General features: G+C 66.3%; 13 protein-coding genes. 6 read left to right on the plus strand and 7 right to left on the minus strand.

Annotation, left to right across the window (positions count from 1 at the left end; all coding sequences use genetic code 11):
• The first annotated feature begins 28 nt into the window (after positions 1 to 28).
• From ASG79_RS02265 to ASG79_RS02290, 6 genes are read left to right on the plus strand one after another with little or no spacing between them, the layout of a single operon-like run.
• Complete coding sequence (locus tag ASG79_RS02265) at positions 29 to 1,495, plus strand: hypothetical protein (RefSeq protein ID WP_235509707.1); 1,467 nt, start codon at positions 29 to 31, stop codon at positions 1,493 to 1,495.
• Positions 1,485 to 2,123: a DUF4129 domain-containing protein gene (locus ASG79_RS02270; RefSeq protein WP_056388100.1), complete on the plus strand. Its 639-nt coding sequence runs from the start codon at positions 1,485 to 1,487 to the stop codon at positions 2,121 to 2,123. The genes ASG79_RS02265 and ASG79_RS02270 overlap by 11 nt, the downstream gene beginning before the upstream one ends.
• The gene (locus ASG79_RS02275) at positions 2,120 to 3,346 is read left to right on the plus strand and encodes a DUF4350 domain-containing protein (protein ID WP_056388102.1); all 1,227 of its coding nucleotides are present in this window, start codon (positions 2,120 to 2,122) and stop codon (positions 3,344 to 3,346) included. The genes ASG79_RS02270 and ASG79_RS02275 overlap by 4 nt, the downstream gene beginning before the upstream one ends.
• Complete coding sequence (locus tag ASG79_RS02280; RefSeq protein ID WP_056388103.1) at positions 3,343 to 4,338, plus strand: AAA family ATPase; 996 nt, start codon at positions 3,343 to 3,345, stop codon at positions 4,336 to 4,338. Before ASG79_RS02275 ends, ASG79_RS02280 begins: the two co-directional genes overlap by 4 nt.
• Positions 4,338 to 5,630 carry a DUF58 domain-containing protein gene (locus tag ASG79_RS02285; RefSeq protein ID WP_056388105.1) on the plus strand — a complete coding sequence of 431 codons (1,293 nt, stop codon included), beginning with the start codon at positions 4,338 to 4,340 and terminating at the stop codon, positions 5,628 to 5,630. The genes ASG79_RS02280 and ASG79_RS02285 overlap by 1 nt, the downstream gene beginning before the upstream one ends.
• A gap of 43 nt (positions 5,631 to 5,673) precedes the next feature.
• Positions 5,674 to 6,387, plus strand: coding sequence for a DUF4166 domain-containing protein (locus tag ASG79_RS02290; protein WP_056388107.1), 714 nt, complete (start codon positions 5,674 to 5,676; stop codon positions 6,385 to 6,387).
• A gap of 2 nt (positions 6,388 to 6,389) precedes the next feature.
• On the opposite strand, the gene ASG79_RS02295 is transcribed toward ASG79_RS02290, so the two are convergent.
• From ASG79_RS02295 to mnmA, 7 genes are all read right to left on the minus strand, one after another.
• The gene (locus tag ASG79_RS02295) at positions 6,390 to 7,397 is read right to left on the minus strand and encodes a hypothetical protein (protein WP_018768522.1); all 1,008 of its coding nucleotides are present in this window, start codon (positions 7,395 to 7,397) and stop codon (positions 6,390 to 6,392) included.
• Positions 7,398 to 7,471: 74 nt separating this feature from the next.
• Positions 7,472 to 7,879, minus strand: coding sequence for a chorismate mutase (locus ASG79_RS02300; protein WP_056388109.1), 408 nt, complete (start codon positions 7,877 to 7,879; stop codon positions 7,472 to 7,474).
• Positions 7,880 to 7,976: 97 nt separating this feature from the next.
• Positions 7,977 to 9,692 carry an ABC transporter ATP-binding protein gene (locus ASG79_RS02305; protein ID WP_056388110.1) on the minus strand — a complete coding sequence of 572 codons (1,716 nt, stop codon included), beginning with the start codon at positions 9,690 to 9,692 and terminating at the stop codon, positions 7,977 to 7,979.
• Entirely contained in the window at positions 9,689 to 10,690 is a 1,002-nt protein-coding gene (locus tag ASG79_RS02310) for an ABC transporter permease (protein WP_018768525.1), read from the minus strand. The genes ASG79_RS02305 and ASG79_RS02310 overlap by 4 nt, the downstream gene beginning before the upstream one ends.
• Entirely contained in the window at positions 10,690 to 11,772 is a 1,083-nt protein-coding gene (locus ASG79_RS02315) for an ABC transporter permease (RefSeq protein WP_056388112.1), read from the minus strand. Before ASG79_RS02315 ends, ASG79_RS02310 begins: the two co-directional genes overlap by 1 nt.
• 95 nt (positions 11,773 to 11,867) lie before the next feature.
• Positions 11,868 to 13,502 (minus strand): ABC transporter substrate-binding protein, encoded by a 1,635-nt coding sequence (locus ASG79_RS02320; protein ID WP_056388114.1) that lies wholly within the window; start codon positions 13,500 to 13,502, stop codon positions 11,868 to 11,870.
• 268 nt (positions 13,503 to 13,770) lie between these two features.
• A complete protein-coding gene (gene mnmA / locus ASG79_RS02325) occupies positions 13,771 to 14,901 on the minus strand; it encodes a tRNA 2-thiouridine(34) synthase MnmA (protein WP_056388115.1) in 1,131 nt (376 codons plus the stop codon).
• Between the last annotated feature and the right edge of the window lie 39 nt (positions 14,902 to 14,940).

The following is a 14,940-nucleotide window of genomic DNA, read 5'->3' on the forward strand; positions in this document are numbered from 1 at the left end:
AGGCGGACTGGTATTGGGGGAGGAATCAGTGTCACCACAGGAGTCGGGGCCCGGGGAGCCGGCGCAGGAGCAGCCAGGCGTTGGACACGACGACGTCGGGCCGGCTTCCGCAGGCGGGCCCGGGCCGGTGCCGCCCGCCCGGGAACAGCAGTGGGACCAGCCCTGGACGCCGCCCGAGGGCCGGCAAGCAGGCCCCTGGCCGGGAACCGAGCCGCGGCAGCAACCGCAGTGGCAACAGCAGCCCGGACAGCACCCGCCCCGAAATGCCCCGTACCCTGATGCCCCCTACCCTGGCGCCCCGGCCCCCGGAGCCTTCCCATCCGGCGGCCAGTCCTACGGGACCCCGGGATACAGCGGCCAGCCTTACGGCGGACCCCCAGATAACCGGTCGCCGTATTCCGGCGGTTCCTACGGCGCCTGGCACTCAGCGCAGCCCAGGTATGCAGCCCCGCCCAAACCCGGGATCATTCCGTTGCGGCCGTTGTTGTTCGGGGAGGTCCTGGACGGTTCCTTCCAGGCCATCAGGCGCAACGCCAAGGCGATGCTCGGCGCCGGCCTCCTGGCGCAGTCCCTGTCAGCCATCCTCGCGGCGGTGCTAACGGGAGTCCTCGCGACGTCGTCAGGGTCCATCGAAGCCTGGGCCCGGACGGCGAGCAACACCGATATCGCTTCCCTGGGATTGGGGCTGATGGCCACCTTCGTCCTGTTGTCCATCCTGTCCGTCTTCATCACCGTTGTCCTCCAAGGTGCCATGGTGGTCCCGGTGGCCCGGTCCGTCCTTAACCAGCCCACCGGCTTCCGGCGCATGCTGTCGTTGGCGCGCCCAAGGTTTGGGTCACTGATCAGGTTGGCGGCGCTGCTGGTTGCAGCCGTGCTGGCCACGGCGATCGTTTTCGTCGCCGTCGTCGTGCTCCTGTTCTCCAACGTGCGTGGCGCGGGAGCCCTGCTGGTCATCCCCCTGATGCTGGCCTTCGGCGCCGGGTTCCTCTGGGTGGCGGTCAAGCTCATGGTGGCGCCCGCCGCCGTCGTTATCGAAGAACTCGGGGCGTTTGCCGGCCTTCGCCGGTCCTGGAAACTGACCAGGGGCAACTGGTGGCGGATCTTTGGCATCACCCTGGTGGTGGGGATCCTGGTGGCCGTCATCACACAGGTGGTCCTGATCCCGGCCAGCATCCTGCCAACGGTCCTCTCCGGGGTGGTCTCGCCGCACGGCGGCAGCGGGCAGGAAGCAACGCTCGCCGTGGCCGTCGGCATCTTCACCGCGGTGGTCGGTGCCCTGGTGGGCGCGGTCGGTTACGCCTTCCAGACGTCAGTCATGGCGTTGCTCTACATGGACCTGCGGATGCGCCGGGACGGCCTGGACATTGCGCTGCTGCACCAATTGGAGAACGGCGCTGATCCTGACGGCATCCCGGGCCGGGGCGCGCACCCCGGCAACCACCGCCCGTATCCCGGATATGGAGCCTCGCCTGGAGCCTGGCCTTATGGCAGCTGAGCCACCCGTGCGTCCGGGTGCCGGGGAGGCACGGCGCTGGGCGGAGGAGGAATTGGCCAAACGGGAGTACCGTGATGCCGCCCCCTCATGGCTCGGCACCCTGTGGCGGAACTTCCTGGACTGGCTGCAGTCCCTGGATGGCTCCCAGGGAGACGCTGCCCCGGTGCCAAGCCCCGTCATCGCCCTCGTTATTGCCGCCATCATCGCGGCTGCCATCATCCTGGCCCGCCCCCGCCTGCACGCCCGGTCCCGGCAGGCCAGGGACGTCTTCGAACGGGAACCCACCCTTGGTGCCACCGACTACCGGGCCCGTGCGGAAGCGGCGGCCGCCGCCGGAAAGTGGGGGGACGCCGTCGTCGACCGCTTCCGCGCGGTGGTCCGGAGTGCGGAGGACCGGGCCATCCTGGACCCGCAGCCCGGCCGCACTGCCGACGAAGCGGCCCGGGCCTTGTCCGTTCCGTTCAACAGCCAGTCCGGGCGCCTTGCCCGGGCAGCGGCCACTTTCGACGGGGTCCGCTACGGAAACAGGGCGGCCGACAGCGGGGACTACCGGCAGATGGTGGAGCTTGATACCGCCTTGGACGCCATGAAGCCCGCCACCGCCGGCACTGCGGCGGTGACGCCGTGACCGGCCTTCCCGCCATCGGCGAGAAACCCCGGGACGCGGGCAGGGAACCGGACGGTGGCAAGCAACCGGCCACCGGATCCGTGGCTGACAACCGGAGGATTCGGGGTTGGCTGCGGCGGCACCGCGGCCTGACCGCGGCGGCAATGGTGGTGGCTGCGGGGCTGGCACTTGTCGTGGGCACGCAACTCGCTCCGAAGGGTGACGCCGTTCCCCTCTCGGTCCACAATGCCGCGCCGGAAGGGGCCAGGGCGCTGGCGCAGATCCTGGGCCGGCACGGGGTTTCCGTTCACACACCCGGCCGGTTCGATGCAGCGCTGGCGGACCTGCGCTCCGGCTCCTCCCCCACCCTCCTGCTCTACGACAGGAACGGCATCCTGGGCGCGCAGCAGCTGGCCGACCTGAGAGCGGAGGCAGACCGGGTGGTGGTGCTCTCCCCACGGCTGGAGACGCTCACCGCCCTTGACAGCGGCATCCACCAGGCCGGCGTTGTTCCCGATGCCTTCCCGATCCTTGATGCCGGGTGTTCCCACCCTGACGCGGAAGCTGCGGGACAGGTCACGGGACAGGGAGGATTTGTGTACGACGGCGGCACGTCCTGTTTCCGGACAGCAGGAACCGCCGGAATGCTTGCCGTCAGCGGCGATGGCCGCCTGGCCGTGCTGGGCAGCACGGCCGTCCTGGGCAACGGGAGGCTGGACGAACTGGGAAACGCCGCGCTTGCCACCAGGTTGCTCGGCGCGTCGCCTGACCTGGTCTGGTACCTGCCCTCGATTGAGGACGCAGCATCCAACGGATCCGGGAAAACCCTCGATGACATTGCTCCGGCCTGGGCCCGCTTCCTGGGCCCCTGGCTGCTCCTGGTGGCGGTGACGGCCGTCGTGTGGCGGGGCAGGCGGCACGGGCCGCTCGTATTCGAGCCGTTGCCGGTGGTGGTCAAGGCTGTTGAGACGGCCGAGGGACGTGCCCGGCTCTACCAGGACGCGCGCGCCATCGACCAGGCACGGGACAACCTCCGGGCCGGCCTGCTGGTCCGGTTGTCCGGGAAGCTGCGGATGGGACCAGGCGCCACCGCCGAGGACACGATTTCGGCAGCAGCCCGGCTCCTGAACCGGGACGCCACTGAAGTCCGCACGCTGATCAACGAACGCCCCGCAACCGAGGCCCGGCTGGTTGCCTGGTCGCAGGCCTTGGACAAACTCGAGAAAGAGGTCAAGATCCGATGAGCGAACAGAGCAGTGGCCAGCGGGTCCTTAATACGGTTGACGACGACGGCGCACGGCAGGCGCTGCTTGCGGTCCGCCGGGAGGTGGCCAAGGCGGTGGTGGGGCAGGATGCCACCGTCACCGGCCTCCTGATTGCACTGCTTTCCCAGGGGCATGTGCTGCTGGAGGGCGTCCCCGGAGTTGCAAAGACCCTGCTGGTCCGGGCGTTGTCCTCCGCGCTGAGCCTGGACACCAAGCGGGTGCAGTTCACCCCCGACCTCATGCCAGGTGACGTCACCGGTTCCCTGGTCTACGACTCGCACACCTCCGAGTTCAGCTTCCGGGAAGGACCGGTCTTCACCAACCTCCTGCTGGCGGACGAGATCAACCGGACTCCTCCAAAGACCCAGGCTTCACTCCTCGAAGCCATGGAAGAGCGGCAGGTGTCTGTGGACGGCGTCTCCCGGCGGCTGCCCTCGCCATTCCTGGTGGCGGCCACCCAGAACCCCGTGGAGTACGAGGGGACCTATCCCCTGCCTGAGGCACAGCTGGACCGGTTCCTGCTGAAGCTCACCATGCCGCTGCCTGAACGCAGGGATGAGATAGAAGTCATCCGCCGCCACGCCGCCGGGTTCGATCCGCGGGACCTGGCTGCCGCCGGCGTCCGGGCCGTGGCCGGCGCGGAGGACCTGGAACAGGCGCGGGAGGCAGTGGGCCGGGTGGCGGTGGAACCGGAAATTATCAGCTACATCGTTGACCTGGTGCGCGCCACCCGGTCAGCGCCTTCATTCCAGCTTGGCGTCTCACCCCGGGGAGCCACCGCCCTGCTCAACACGTCAAGGTCGTGGGCGTGGCTCTCCGGCCGTCCTTTCGTGACCCCGGACGACGTCAAGGCACTGGCTTTGCCCTGCCTGCGGCACCGGGTGGCGCTGCAACCCGAGGCGCAGATGGACGGGGTCCGGGTGGACGACGTCCTGGGCAGCATCCTGGCCGCCGTCCCCGTTCCGCGCTGATGGCCATCTCCGGGCGCTTCGTCGCAGTGGCGCTGCTGGGACTCGTGCCGGTACTGCTGTTCCCGGAATGGCTGACAATCCTGGCCACCATCGCCGCGCTTGCAGCGCTGCTGGGCGCGGACCTGCTGGCCGCGGCGCAACTCCGGCAGGTCAATCTGGTGCGTGCCGAACCGGAGAACGTAACCCTGAACAATGCGGTGGAGGCGGCGCTCACCATCCGTAACGGCGGCAGCAGGCGGCTTCGGGGATCGTTCCGGGACGGGTGGCAACCTTCCGCCGGTGCCCGGAACCCCGTCCAGGACATTGATGTCCCGGCCGGGGAAGGCAGGCGGTTCGCGGTTCGGCTCCGGCCGGTCCGGCGGGGTGACCTCTCAGCGCCGCACGTGACGCTTCGGTCCTTTGGTCCGCTGCACCTGGCAGCCCGCCAGCGGACCATTGACTGTCCGGGCTCGGTGCGGGTGCTGCCGCCCTTCCATTCCCGACGCCACCTGCCGTCAAAGCTGCGGAAGCTGCGTGAACTTGATGGGAAGGCGGCAGTCCAGGTCCGGGGCGCGGGCACCGAGTTCGATTCCCTGCGGGACTATGTCCGCGGTGACGACGTACGCTCCATCGACTGGCGCGCCACTGCCCGGCGCTCCTCCGTGGTGGTCCGGACCTGGCGCCCGGAACGGGACCGGCGCGTGGTGATGGTCCTGGATACGTCACGTACCGCCGCAGCAAGGATCGTGGACGAATCGCGCCTGGACACCGGGATAGAGGCTGCGCTCCTTCTGGGTGTCCTGGCCGAACGGGGTGGCGACCGGGTGGACCTGGTAGCCTTCGACCGCAGGGTCCGGGCGCGGGCGGGCTCTGCCGGGCAGGGCAATATCCTGGGCCGGCTGGTCCAGGCCATGGCTCCGCTTGAGACCGAGCTGATTGAGATGGATTGGCCTGCGGTCCCGGCCCAGGTCCGTGCTGTTTCGGCGCACCGGTCGCTGGTGGTGCTGTTGACGTCGCTGGACAGCGGGGCGCCGGAGGAGGGCCTGCTTCCCGTGGCGGAGCGGCTGGCGAGCCAGCATGTTGTGGTGGTGGCGGCTGTCCGCGACCCGCAGCTGGGCGCCATGCTCCGGGAACGGAACGATGCCACGGCGGTGTTCCGCGCGGCCGCGGCCGAGCGCGCCCTCCTGCAGCGGGCGGCGGTCTCAGCCGAGCTGCGCCGCTACGGGGTGGAAGTGGTGGACGCCGAGCCCCACGAGTTGCCGCCCCGGCTGGCGGACATGTACATCCGGCTCAAGGCTGCCGGTAGATTGTGAATCCGGAGGCTATCGTCTCCCCCGGCAACAGGAGGTCCACTTCATGAACGTCCCGATCTACCAGCAGGCCCTGGGCCGGGAATTCTCCCGGCTGCAGCCCGAGCTCCAGGAGTACTTCTCGCTGGTCCCGGGATCCGGCCAGTACGGCGTAGGGGAAGGAACGTTCGACGTCGTGGGGTGCCGCCAGCGGTGGCTGCGCCCTTTGCTGAGGGTCACCGGGGGCGAAGAGGCCTTCTTCCCCGAGTACGGGGAGAACGTTCCGTTCCGGATCGAGAACCACGCCCACCAGGATCCGTTCGGCCGTTCCAGCCTTACCGCCCGGCGCGAGATCCGGTTCCCGGCGCGCACCCGGCTTTTCCAGGACACCACCAGCGTCACCAACCGGGGTGGCACCACCCAGCTGGTGGACTACGTGGGCAGATACCGGCGCCTGGTGACCGACCTGAACCTGAGCGTCACCGCTGCCGGAAGGCTGCGCGGTGTCTCAGAGGCGTCGCGGCTCTTCCTGGGCCCGCTCCGGGTCCCGCTTCCGGCAGGCCTGGACGCCAAGGCGTACGCCGAACAGTGGTGGGATCCCGCGGAAGGAAGCAACGGGCGGCACCGCATCCAGGTGAAGGTCATCCAGCCGCAGATCGGCCTGGTGCTGGTGTACGCGGGCGCCTTCGATTACCGGCTGCGGCCCTACACTGGCGGCAGTTCCGCCCAAAGCTTCCTGCCCCGCTACGCCCAGCCGGACCGCTGGGAGAACAGGGTGTAGCCCTATCCCAGCGCCTGCTGGTTCAGGCCGTCGGCCACCTGGATCAGCCGGCCCAGGACGGCGGTGGCCTGCGCAGGTGTGTGGCCTGCCAGTCCTGCTGAAGGCGTCACCCGGATGGCGCCAAGCAGCGACGGCGGAAGACCCAGCTGGCGCCACGGACGCCATACTGACTCCACGCAGTCGGCGACCCTGGGCAGCGGGGCGCCGGCGGGGACGTCCAGCGCACCGGCCCAGAACTGTTTCCCTGACTCCAGTGCTGCGGCAAGCTGTTCCCACTGGCGGTTGGTCAGTGCCTTGAGCGGCAGGGCGACGCCGTCCGCACCGGCCGCCAGGACCAGCTCGATCGGCGCTTCGATTTCAGGACATGAGACAACAACCTCAGCGGCACCGGCCGAGCGGAGGGCGTCCAGGACCAGGCGCCAGGATTCGCGCGCTTCCGATGCCGGCACTGCGCGGAGGGTGCGGTAACCGCTCGCCGTGGGTATGGTTCCGGCCAGCACGGCGGCGATGGCGGGCTCGTCCACCTGCACCACCAGGCGTGCACCCGGTACGGCCGCCGCAACCCGGCGAAGGTAACCGCCGACGCCCGCGGCAAGGGACGCGGCCACGTCCCGGCGGGCTCCGTAGTCCAGGAGGGCGCGCTCCCCGTTATGCAAGTGCAGGCCGGCGGCAAGGCTGAGCGGCCCCACCAGCTGCACCTTGAGTTCACCCGCCGACACGTCCTCGCCCCCGGCCACGTCGGCGAGGACATTCAGGTCGGTGGACAGCGCCGACACGGCACGCTGCATGTCCTTGCCGGGGCGGTCAACAAGCCGCCATCCGTAGGGCTGGACGTCCACCGCCAGCTCTTCCAGGAACGAGGCCGTACGGCCCAGGGCGTCTGAGCCGACACCGCGGTCGGGCAGTTCGGCGAGGAATGGCAGGTGCGGGCTGCCGAGCTCGCCGCGGATGATCCGGGCGGCTTCCAGCGGGTCCTCGCCCGGCCACGGTCCCAGTCCGGTGGCCGTCACTTCCCTGGCTGTGACCTCCTGGAAGGGAGCCGCGGCCGGACGCGGGGCTGGGCCCCTTTGGTGCTGTTCCCGGCTCACGCCAGTGCGGAAGTCTGCGGCTGCTGGCCCGACGAGGCCTGGTGGTCCTCGGCGATGGCCTCGTGATGGCGGATCACCTCGCCGATGATGAAGTTGAGGAACTTCTCTGCGAATGCCGGGTCAAGGTGGGCGTCCTCGGCGAGGCGTCGCAGCCTCGCGATCTGGGCTGCTTCACGTCCTGGGTCGCCGGCCGGAAGGCGGTGTGTTGCCTTCAGGAAGCCCACTTTTTGTGTGGCCTTGAATCGCTCGGCCAGGAGGTACACCAGGGTGGCATCAATGTTGTCGATGCTGGAGCGGATGGACAGCAGTTCAGCCATCACCGAATCGTCCACGTGGCCAGCCAGTGAGCTGGCGGAGGGATCAAAATCGTCGGAGCCAGGAGTGCTGGGGTTGTGCTGCGTCATGGCTCCAGTCTATGGGAGCCGACGGAATCGACGCGGGTGTGAAGCGCCGGTGCGGCCGTCCGCCGGCACCGGCGCCCCACACTGCGGGCCTGGAGGGTCAGATGCCCAGGAGTGCCCGGTGCTCCTCCCGGCGTTTGGCCTGTTCGGCCGGGTCCGGCACGGGCAGGGAGGCGATCAGCCGGCGCGTGTAGTCATGCTGGGGGTTCCCCATGACCTGGCTTCCGATCCCCTGCTCCACCAGCTTGCCCTTGTACAGCACGCCCACCCACGAGGACAGGATGTCCACTACAGCCAGGTCATGGCTGATGAACAGGCAGCCGAAGCCGAACTCCTCCTGGATGTCCCTGAACAGCTCCAGGACCTTTGCCTGCACCGAAACGTCCAGGGCCGACGTCGGCTCATCCGCTATCAGCAGCCGCGGGTTCAGGCTCAGCGCCCGCGCCAGTGATGCCCGCTGCCGCTGGCCGCCGGACAGTTCGTGCGGGTAACGGGCCGCGTACGACGCCGGCAGCTGGACTGATTCGAGCAGCTCACCGACGCGTTTCCGCGCCTGGGCCGGGCTTGGATTTGTGTGGATGACCATAGGTTCGGCGATGCATTCCCCGATGGTCAGCTGCGGGTTGAAGGAGGCGGCGGGGTCCTGGAACACGAAGCCGATGTCCTTGCGGAGCGGCTTGAAAGTGCGTTCGCGAAGGTTGAGCATCTCATAGCCCAGCACCTTCAGGCTGCCGCCGGTGGTCCGGTTGAGCCCGGCGATGGCCCGCCCGATGGTGGTCTTGCCGGACCCCGATTCGCCCACCAGGCCGAAAACCTCACCCCTGGACAGGGTGAAGCTGACGCCGTCCACGGCCTTGAAAGCGGGGGTGCCGAGCCGCCCCGGATACTCGATGACCAGGTTGTCAGCAGCCACAAGGACTTCCTCATCCTGGTGGCGCCGTTCGGTAAGGCCTGCGGACGCGGAATTCCGGCCCAGGTGCGGGACTGCAGCCAGGAGCTTGCGGGTGTAGTCCTGGCGGGGTTCAGCGAACAACGTCTTCGCCGGGGCTTCCTCCACAACGTCGCCCTGGTACATCACCACCACGCGGTCCGCCAGGTCAGCCACCACGCCCATGTTGTGCGTGATCAGCACTATGGACGTGCCGTACTTGTCGCGAAGGTCTCGCAGCAGCTCCAGGATCTCGGCCTGGACGGTGACGTCGAGGGCGGTGGTGGGCTCGTCGGCGACAATCAGTCCGGGGTTCAGCGCCAGCGCGGCGGCGATCACCACGCGCTGCTTCTGCCCTCCGGAGAACTGGTGCGGGTAATAGTTGACGCGGTGTTCCGGGTCAGGGATGCCCACCTTGCGGAGCGCCTCGATTGCCCGTGCTTTGGCCTCCTTTGCCGAGACGCGGCCTCCGCCATCCACGGCGGCGTGGGCGCGAATCCCCTCGGCGATCTGCCAGCCCACTGTGAATACGGGGTTCAGGGCCGTGGACGGCTCCTGGAACACCATGGCCACATCCCGGCCGCGGATCTGCCGCAGCCGGTGCGGACTGAGGCTGATGATGTTGGTGCCGTTGATCAGGACCGCGCCGGAACTCGTGGCGGTTTCCGGGAGCAGGCCCAGGATGGTTTTGGCCGTGACGGTCTTGCCGGAGCCGGACTCCCCCACGATGGCAAGGACCTCACCCTTCCTGACGTTGAGGCTCACGTCCTTGACTGCGTGGACGTCGCCTGCGTCCGTGGCGAACGTGACCTGCAGGTGGTCGATGTCGAGCACGTGCTGGCCGGCGTCGGGCTGGTGTACCGGCGACGGGTCGATGTTGCCTGTCATGAATTCCTCACTTCTGCAGCGATGGCCTCATTGGCCACCGGGGCCGGCGCCGTGCCGCCGGCACGCTTGCGTCCGCGCAGGCGCGGGTCGTTCAGGTCATTAATGCTCTCCCCGACCAAGGTGAGTCCGACGACCGTCAGGACTATGGCCAAGCCAGGGAACACACCGGTCCACCAGATGCCCGAGGAGGCATCGGAAAGTGCCTTGTTCAGGTCAAATCCCCATTCCGCAGCGGAGCTCGGCTCAATGCCAAAGCCCAGGAAGCCCAGCCCTGCCAAGGTCAGGATGGCTTCCGATGCGTTGAGGGTGAAGATCAACGGCAGGGTCCTGGTGGCGTTGGCGAAAATATGCCGGCCGATGATCCTGGCGCTGGAGGCGCCTACCACCTGGGCGGATTCCACGAACGGTTCGGCTTTCAGCCGTATGGTTTCGGCACGTATCACCCGGAAGTACTGCGGGACAAACACTGCGGTGATCGCCAGCCCGCAGGCGAGGATTCCACCCCAGAATCCGGACTGCCCCTTATTGATCGCGATGGACATAACGATCGCTACGAGGAGGGTCGGAAAGGCATAGATGGCATCAGCAACCACCACAAGAACCCGGTCCAGCCAGCCACCAATGTAGCCACTGACGAGCCCCAGAAATACCCCGAGGAAGATTGACATCACGACAGCGGCCACAAGCACCGCTGCGGCTGTCTGTGATCCCCAGATCACGCGTGACAGGACGTCGTAGCCTCCAACAGTCGTCCCCCATGGGTGCTTGCCACCGGGTTCCGCCTGGGCCGGAAACGAGCCTGCTTCATCGGAAATCTGGGAGAAACCATAGGGCGCCAGCAGCGGCGCGAAAACAGCAGCCACCACAAAAACAACACAAAGCACGACGCCGATCAGCAGCATCGTGCGCTGCAGGCCAACGCTTTGGCGGATGTGGGACGCCACCGGCAGGCGGTCGAGCAGCGGCTTTTTGGGATGGGGCAGGGCTTCGTTATTCATCAGTACCTCACCCGCGGATCAATCAGGGCGGCAGCAATGTCCACCACGAAATTGGTGACCGCAACAATGACGGCCAGAAGCATGACTATCCCCTGGACCGCAACAAAGTCACGCGCCGTCAGGTACTGCGCCAGCTGATACCCAAGGCCCTTCCACTCAAAAGTGGTTTCCGTCAGCACTGCGCCGCCGAGCATCAGGGCGATCTGCAGGCCCATAACGGTGATGATGGGGATCAGGGCCGGCTTGTAGGCATGCTTTGTCACAAGCCGGAATTCGCTGACTCCACGGGAGCGGCCGGCCTCAACATAATCCTTGCCCAGGGTGCCAATGACGTTGGTGCGGACCAGGCGCAGGAAAACACCGGCTGTAAGCAGGCCGAGGGCGACGGCAGGCAGAACCGCGTGGTGGACGATGTCGCCAAAAGCTGCCAGGTCACCGCTGCGCAGGGCGTCCAGCCAGTAGATCCGGCTGGGCGCTGCCAGCCTGCCCATCGCCAGTTCCGTTGTGGTGGATGCACGGCCCGCGACGGGGAACCAGCCCAAGCCTACGGAAAAGACCAGCTTCAGCAGAAGACCTGCGAAGAAGACAGGAGTGGCATAGCAAAGAATGGCAAACAACCGCAGGAGGGCGTCCGGAACCTTATCGCGTTTGTAGGCGGCAAACATCCCCAGCGGAATCCCCACCAGCAGCGCCACGATCAAGGCATTGATGCTCAGTTCCAGCGTGGCGGCCCCGAAGGTGGTCAGCATCTCGATGACGGGCCGCCCGTCTGAGATGGTCCTTCCGAAGTTGCCTGTGGCGATGTTGCCAAGGTACTCGACGTACTGAATGAACAGGCTCCGGTCATAACCAGCCTGGTGGATCAACGCATCAATCTGCTCCTGCGGCAGGCGTCCGCCTTGGGATGCGGTGATGGGATCGCCAGTGATCCGCATCAGGAAGAAGACCAGGGTGACGAGGATGAAGATCGTCGGAAAGATAAGCAGGAAGCGGATCAGGATGTATCTCCCGAGGCCACCTCCCGCGGATTTGGATTTGGGCGGCGCTACCGTTGGCGGCGGCGCATCGATCATTGTGGCCATGCTGTCCCTGCTTGGTAAGAAAACGAAAGGTATGGGGCCAACAGTTAGGAGGCGGAGCCGCGCAGGCCCCACCTCCTAAGCTGGCGGATTGGTGATTACTTGGAAACGGTCCCGAGCCTGAACTTGAAGGATGCGTCCAATGTGGAATCCACGCCCTTCACGTTTTTCCCTGAAACGGCCACCTGGGCTCCCTGCAGCAGCGGCAGGGTGGAAATGTCCTTGGCCAGTTGGTTTTGAATGTCCTGGATAGTCTTAACACGCTCCGATTTGTCGGCAGTGACCAACTGCTTGGCAATCAGCGCTTCGACGTCGGTGTTGGAGTAGTGGTTGTTGAAGAAGCCGCCCTTAGGGAAGAAGGGGGTCAGGTAGTTGTCCGCATCACTGAAGTCCGGGAACCAGCCAAGCTGGAAGACGGGGTAACTGTCCTTCTTCGATGCCGAGTTGTAGGTGACCCACTCGGTGGACTGCAGATCTACGGTAAAGAGGCCGCTCTTCTCCAATTGGTCCTTGACCATGGCATATTCGTCACCCGAGGACTTGCCATAGTGGTCCGGGTTGTACTGCAGTTTGAGATTGACCGGACCGCTGATGCCGGCGTCGCTGAGGACCTTCTTCGCCTTGTCCAGGCTCGGCTTGCCGCTTCCGTCGCCGTACGCCTGCTTGAAGGATTCGTTGGCGCCGAGGAAACCGGACGGAACATTGGACCACATGGGCAGATAGGTGCCCTTGTAGACCTGGTCGGAAATGGCCTGGCGGTCAACGAGGTTGGCCATGGCCTGCCGCACGGCCAGCGCCTTTTTAGGATCTGCTTCGGGAGTCTTGGCGCCAAAGGGCATGGTGTCGAAGTTGAAGACGATGTACCGCATCTCGCCGCCGGGGCCGACGTTGACCTTGACGTTGGAGTCCTTTTTGAGGTCGTCAATGTCCGTGGCGCTAAGGCTGCGGTTGGCAACGTCGATCTGCCCACCCTTGACTTCCAGCTTCATGTTGGTCTGGTCGGTGTAGTACTTAATGGTGGCGCCGGAATTGGCCGGTTTGCCGAGGACACCGTTGTAATCGGGCCAAGCCGTGAGGCTCACCAGCGTGTTCTTGTTGTAGGAGTCGATAACGTACTGGCCGTGGAAGGCCTTGGCCTTGACGATCTCCTCGTCACTGAGGAGTTTGTCCGCCGGGAAGACTTCATCGTCGACAATGGGGGCCGCGGGACTTTGCAGGATCTGGGTGAAGGTCTGATCGTTGGCCTGCTTGAGGGTGAACACCACTGTGGTGGCATCCGGGGTGGCAATGGACTGGATGTTGGTCAGCAGGGATGCAGGCCCGTTGGGATCAGCGATCTTGACCTGGCGGTCGAACGAAAACTTCACGTCTTTGGAGTCCAGTACGTGCCCATTGGCCCATTTAAGGCCGCTCTTCATCTTGACCGTGAATTCCGTGGGTTTAGTAAAGGAACCCGATTCGGCCAGGTCCGGTGCAGGTTCGGCGCCGCCGGGCTTGGAGTTCATCAGGAAGGAGTAGATCTGGTTCATCACCATGAACGAACCGTTGTCGTACGACCCCGCCGGGTCCAGGGCAGTGACTTTGTCGGTGGTGCCGTAAGCAATGATGCTGCCTGCACTTCCCGATGCTGTGCTGCTTCCGCCTCCGGACGGGCCTGTGCAGGCCGTCATTGCCAGCGCGGAAATGCCTGCCAGCGCGATCGCGCCATGCAGGGCTTTGTTGCTCTTCGTCATCTGTGAGCTTTCTGTCCGATGAGAACGTGCGCTCCGGGCACATGGGCGTGTGTGCCCCTGCCCCGGAGCACAGGGCTGATCCCTAGATTCAATCAGAGAGTCAGCCCTCGGGACGGCCAATTTGTGAGTTGAAACACAAAATTTATCTCATTGGTACCCCTGCCCACTGGTCGGACTGCGGATGCAGGTGCCTGAGGGACAGGAATCGGCCGGAAACGCCAAAGCACCGCCCCGGCGACAACCGGGACGGTGCTTTGGGAACGTGTGGCTAGAGCGCGGCGCGCTGCAGCGACCGGGCGGTGTCGATGGTGGCCTGGCCCAGTACCCGGCTGCCCTGGTAGAGCACCACTGTCTGGCCGGGGGCCACCCCCCTCAGGGGTGTCACCAGCCGGACCACCAGCTGGCCTCCGGCTCCGTCCGTGGCAGGCTCCATCCTGGCAGTGGCCGGCACCGGGTCCCCGTGCGCCCGGACCTGGGCGTAGCAGTCGAACTCAGCTCCCGTTTCCACCTCGGCGATCGGAAGTCCCGCCCAGGACACCTTGATGCCGCGGATCTCGTCGATCGCCAGCAGCGCCTCGGGACCCACCACCACCTTGTTTTCCTTGGGCCGGATTTCCAGGACGAAGCGGGGCTTGCCGTCGGCAGCGGGAGTTCCGAGTTTTAGTCCGCGCCGCTGGCCGACCGTGAACGCGTTGGCTCCCGGGTGCTCCCCCACCTTCGCGCCGGTCTCGTCGACAATGTCGCCGGTGGTCATGTCGATTTTTTCCGCAAGCCAACCCGCCGTGTCGCCGTCGGGAATGAAGCAAATGTCATGGCTGTCCGGCTTGTTGGCGACAGACAGGCCCCGCCGCTCCGCTTCGGCACGCACCTCGGCCTTGGACGGTGTGTCGGCCAGCGGGAACATGGAGTGCTTGAGCTGTTCGTGGGTGAGGACGCCAAGGACGTAGCTCTGGTCCTTGGCCCAGTCCGCGGCGCGGTGCAGTTCCCGGTTGCCGTGGGCGTCTTCGATCACCTTGGCGTAGTGGCCGGTGCACACGGCATCAAAGCCCAGGGCGATGGCCTTTTCCAGCAGGGCCGCGAACTTGATGCGTTCGTTGCAGCGCATGCAGGGGTTGGGCGTCCTGCCGGCCGCGTATTCATCGATGAAGTCCTGGACGACGTCTTCCTTGAAGCGCTCCGAGAAATCCCACACGTAATAGGGAATGCCCAAAACGTCGCAGGCGCGCCAGGCATCCCGGGAGTCCTCAATGGTGCAGCAGCCGCGGCTGCCCGTGCGCAGGGTGCCGGGCATGCGCGAGAGGGCCAGGTGGACGCCGACGACGTCGTGCCCGGCCTCCACCGCGCGCGCGGCGGCAACAGCGGAGTCCACTCCGCCGCTCATGGCTGCTAGTACTCGCATTCTGGCCTTCTGTTGAGGGATATGTTTTTCCGGGCCGGG

The sequence above is a fragment of the Arthrobacter sp. Soil761 genome, from assembly GCF_001428325.1.
Taxonomy (GTDB): domain Bacteria; phylum Actinomycetota; class Actinomycetes; order Actinomycetales; family Micrococcaceae; genus Arthrobacter.

Bases quoted from the DNA above. Each gene is read 5' to 3' on its own strand.
- ASG79_RS02270 (WP_056388100.1), top strand. From the start codon at position 1,485: ATGGCAGCTGAGCCACCCGTGCGTCCGGGTGCCGGGGAGGCACGGCGC.
- ASG79_RS02280 (WP_056388103.1), top strand. From the start codon at position 3,343: ATGAGCGAACAGAGCAGTGGCCAGCGGGTCCTTAATACGGTTGACGAC.
- ASG79_RS02285 (WP_056388105.1), top strand. From the start codon at position 4,338: ATGGCCATCTCCGGGCGCTTCGTCGCAGTGGCGCTGCTGGGACTCGTG.
- ASG79_RS02290 (WP_056388107.1), top strand. From the start codon at position 5,674: ATGAACGTCCCGATCTACCAGCAGGCCCTGGGCCGGGAATTCTCCCGG.
- ASG79_RS02300 (WP_056388109.1), bottom strand. From the start codon at position 7,879: ATGACGCAGCACAACCCCAGCACTCCTGGCTCCGACGATTTTGATCCC.
- ASG79_RS02305 (WP_056388110.1), bottom strand. From the start codon at position 9,692: ATGACAGGCAACATCGACCCGTCGCCGGTACACCAGCCCGACGCCGGC.
- ASG79_RS02310 (WP_018768525.1), bottom strand. From the start codon at position 10,690: ATGAATAACGAAGCCCTGCCCCATCCCAAAAAGCCGCTGCTCGACCGC.
- ASG79_RS02315 (WP_056388112.1), bottom strand. From the start codon at position 11,772: ATGGCCACAATGATCGATGCGCCGCCGCCAACGGTAGCGCCGCCCAAA.
- ASG79_RS02320 (WP_056388114.1), bottom strand. From the start codon at position 13,502: ATGACGAAGAGCAACAAAGCCCTGCATGGCGCGATCGCGCTGGCAGGC.
- mnmA (WP_056388115.1), bottom strand. From the start codon at position 14,901: ATGCGAGTACTAGCAGCCATGAGCGGCGGAGTGGACTCCGCTGTTGCC.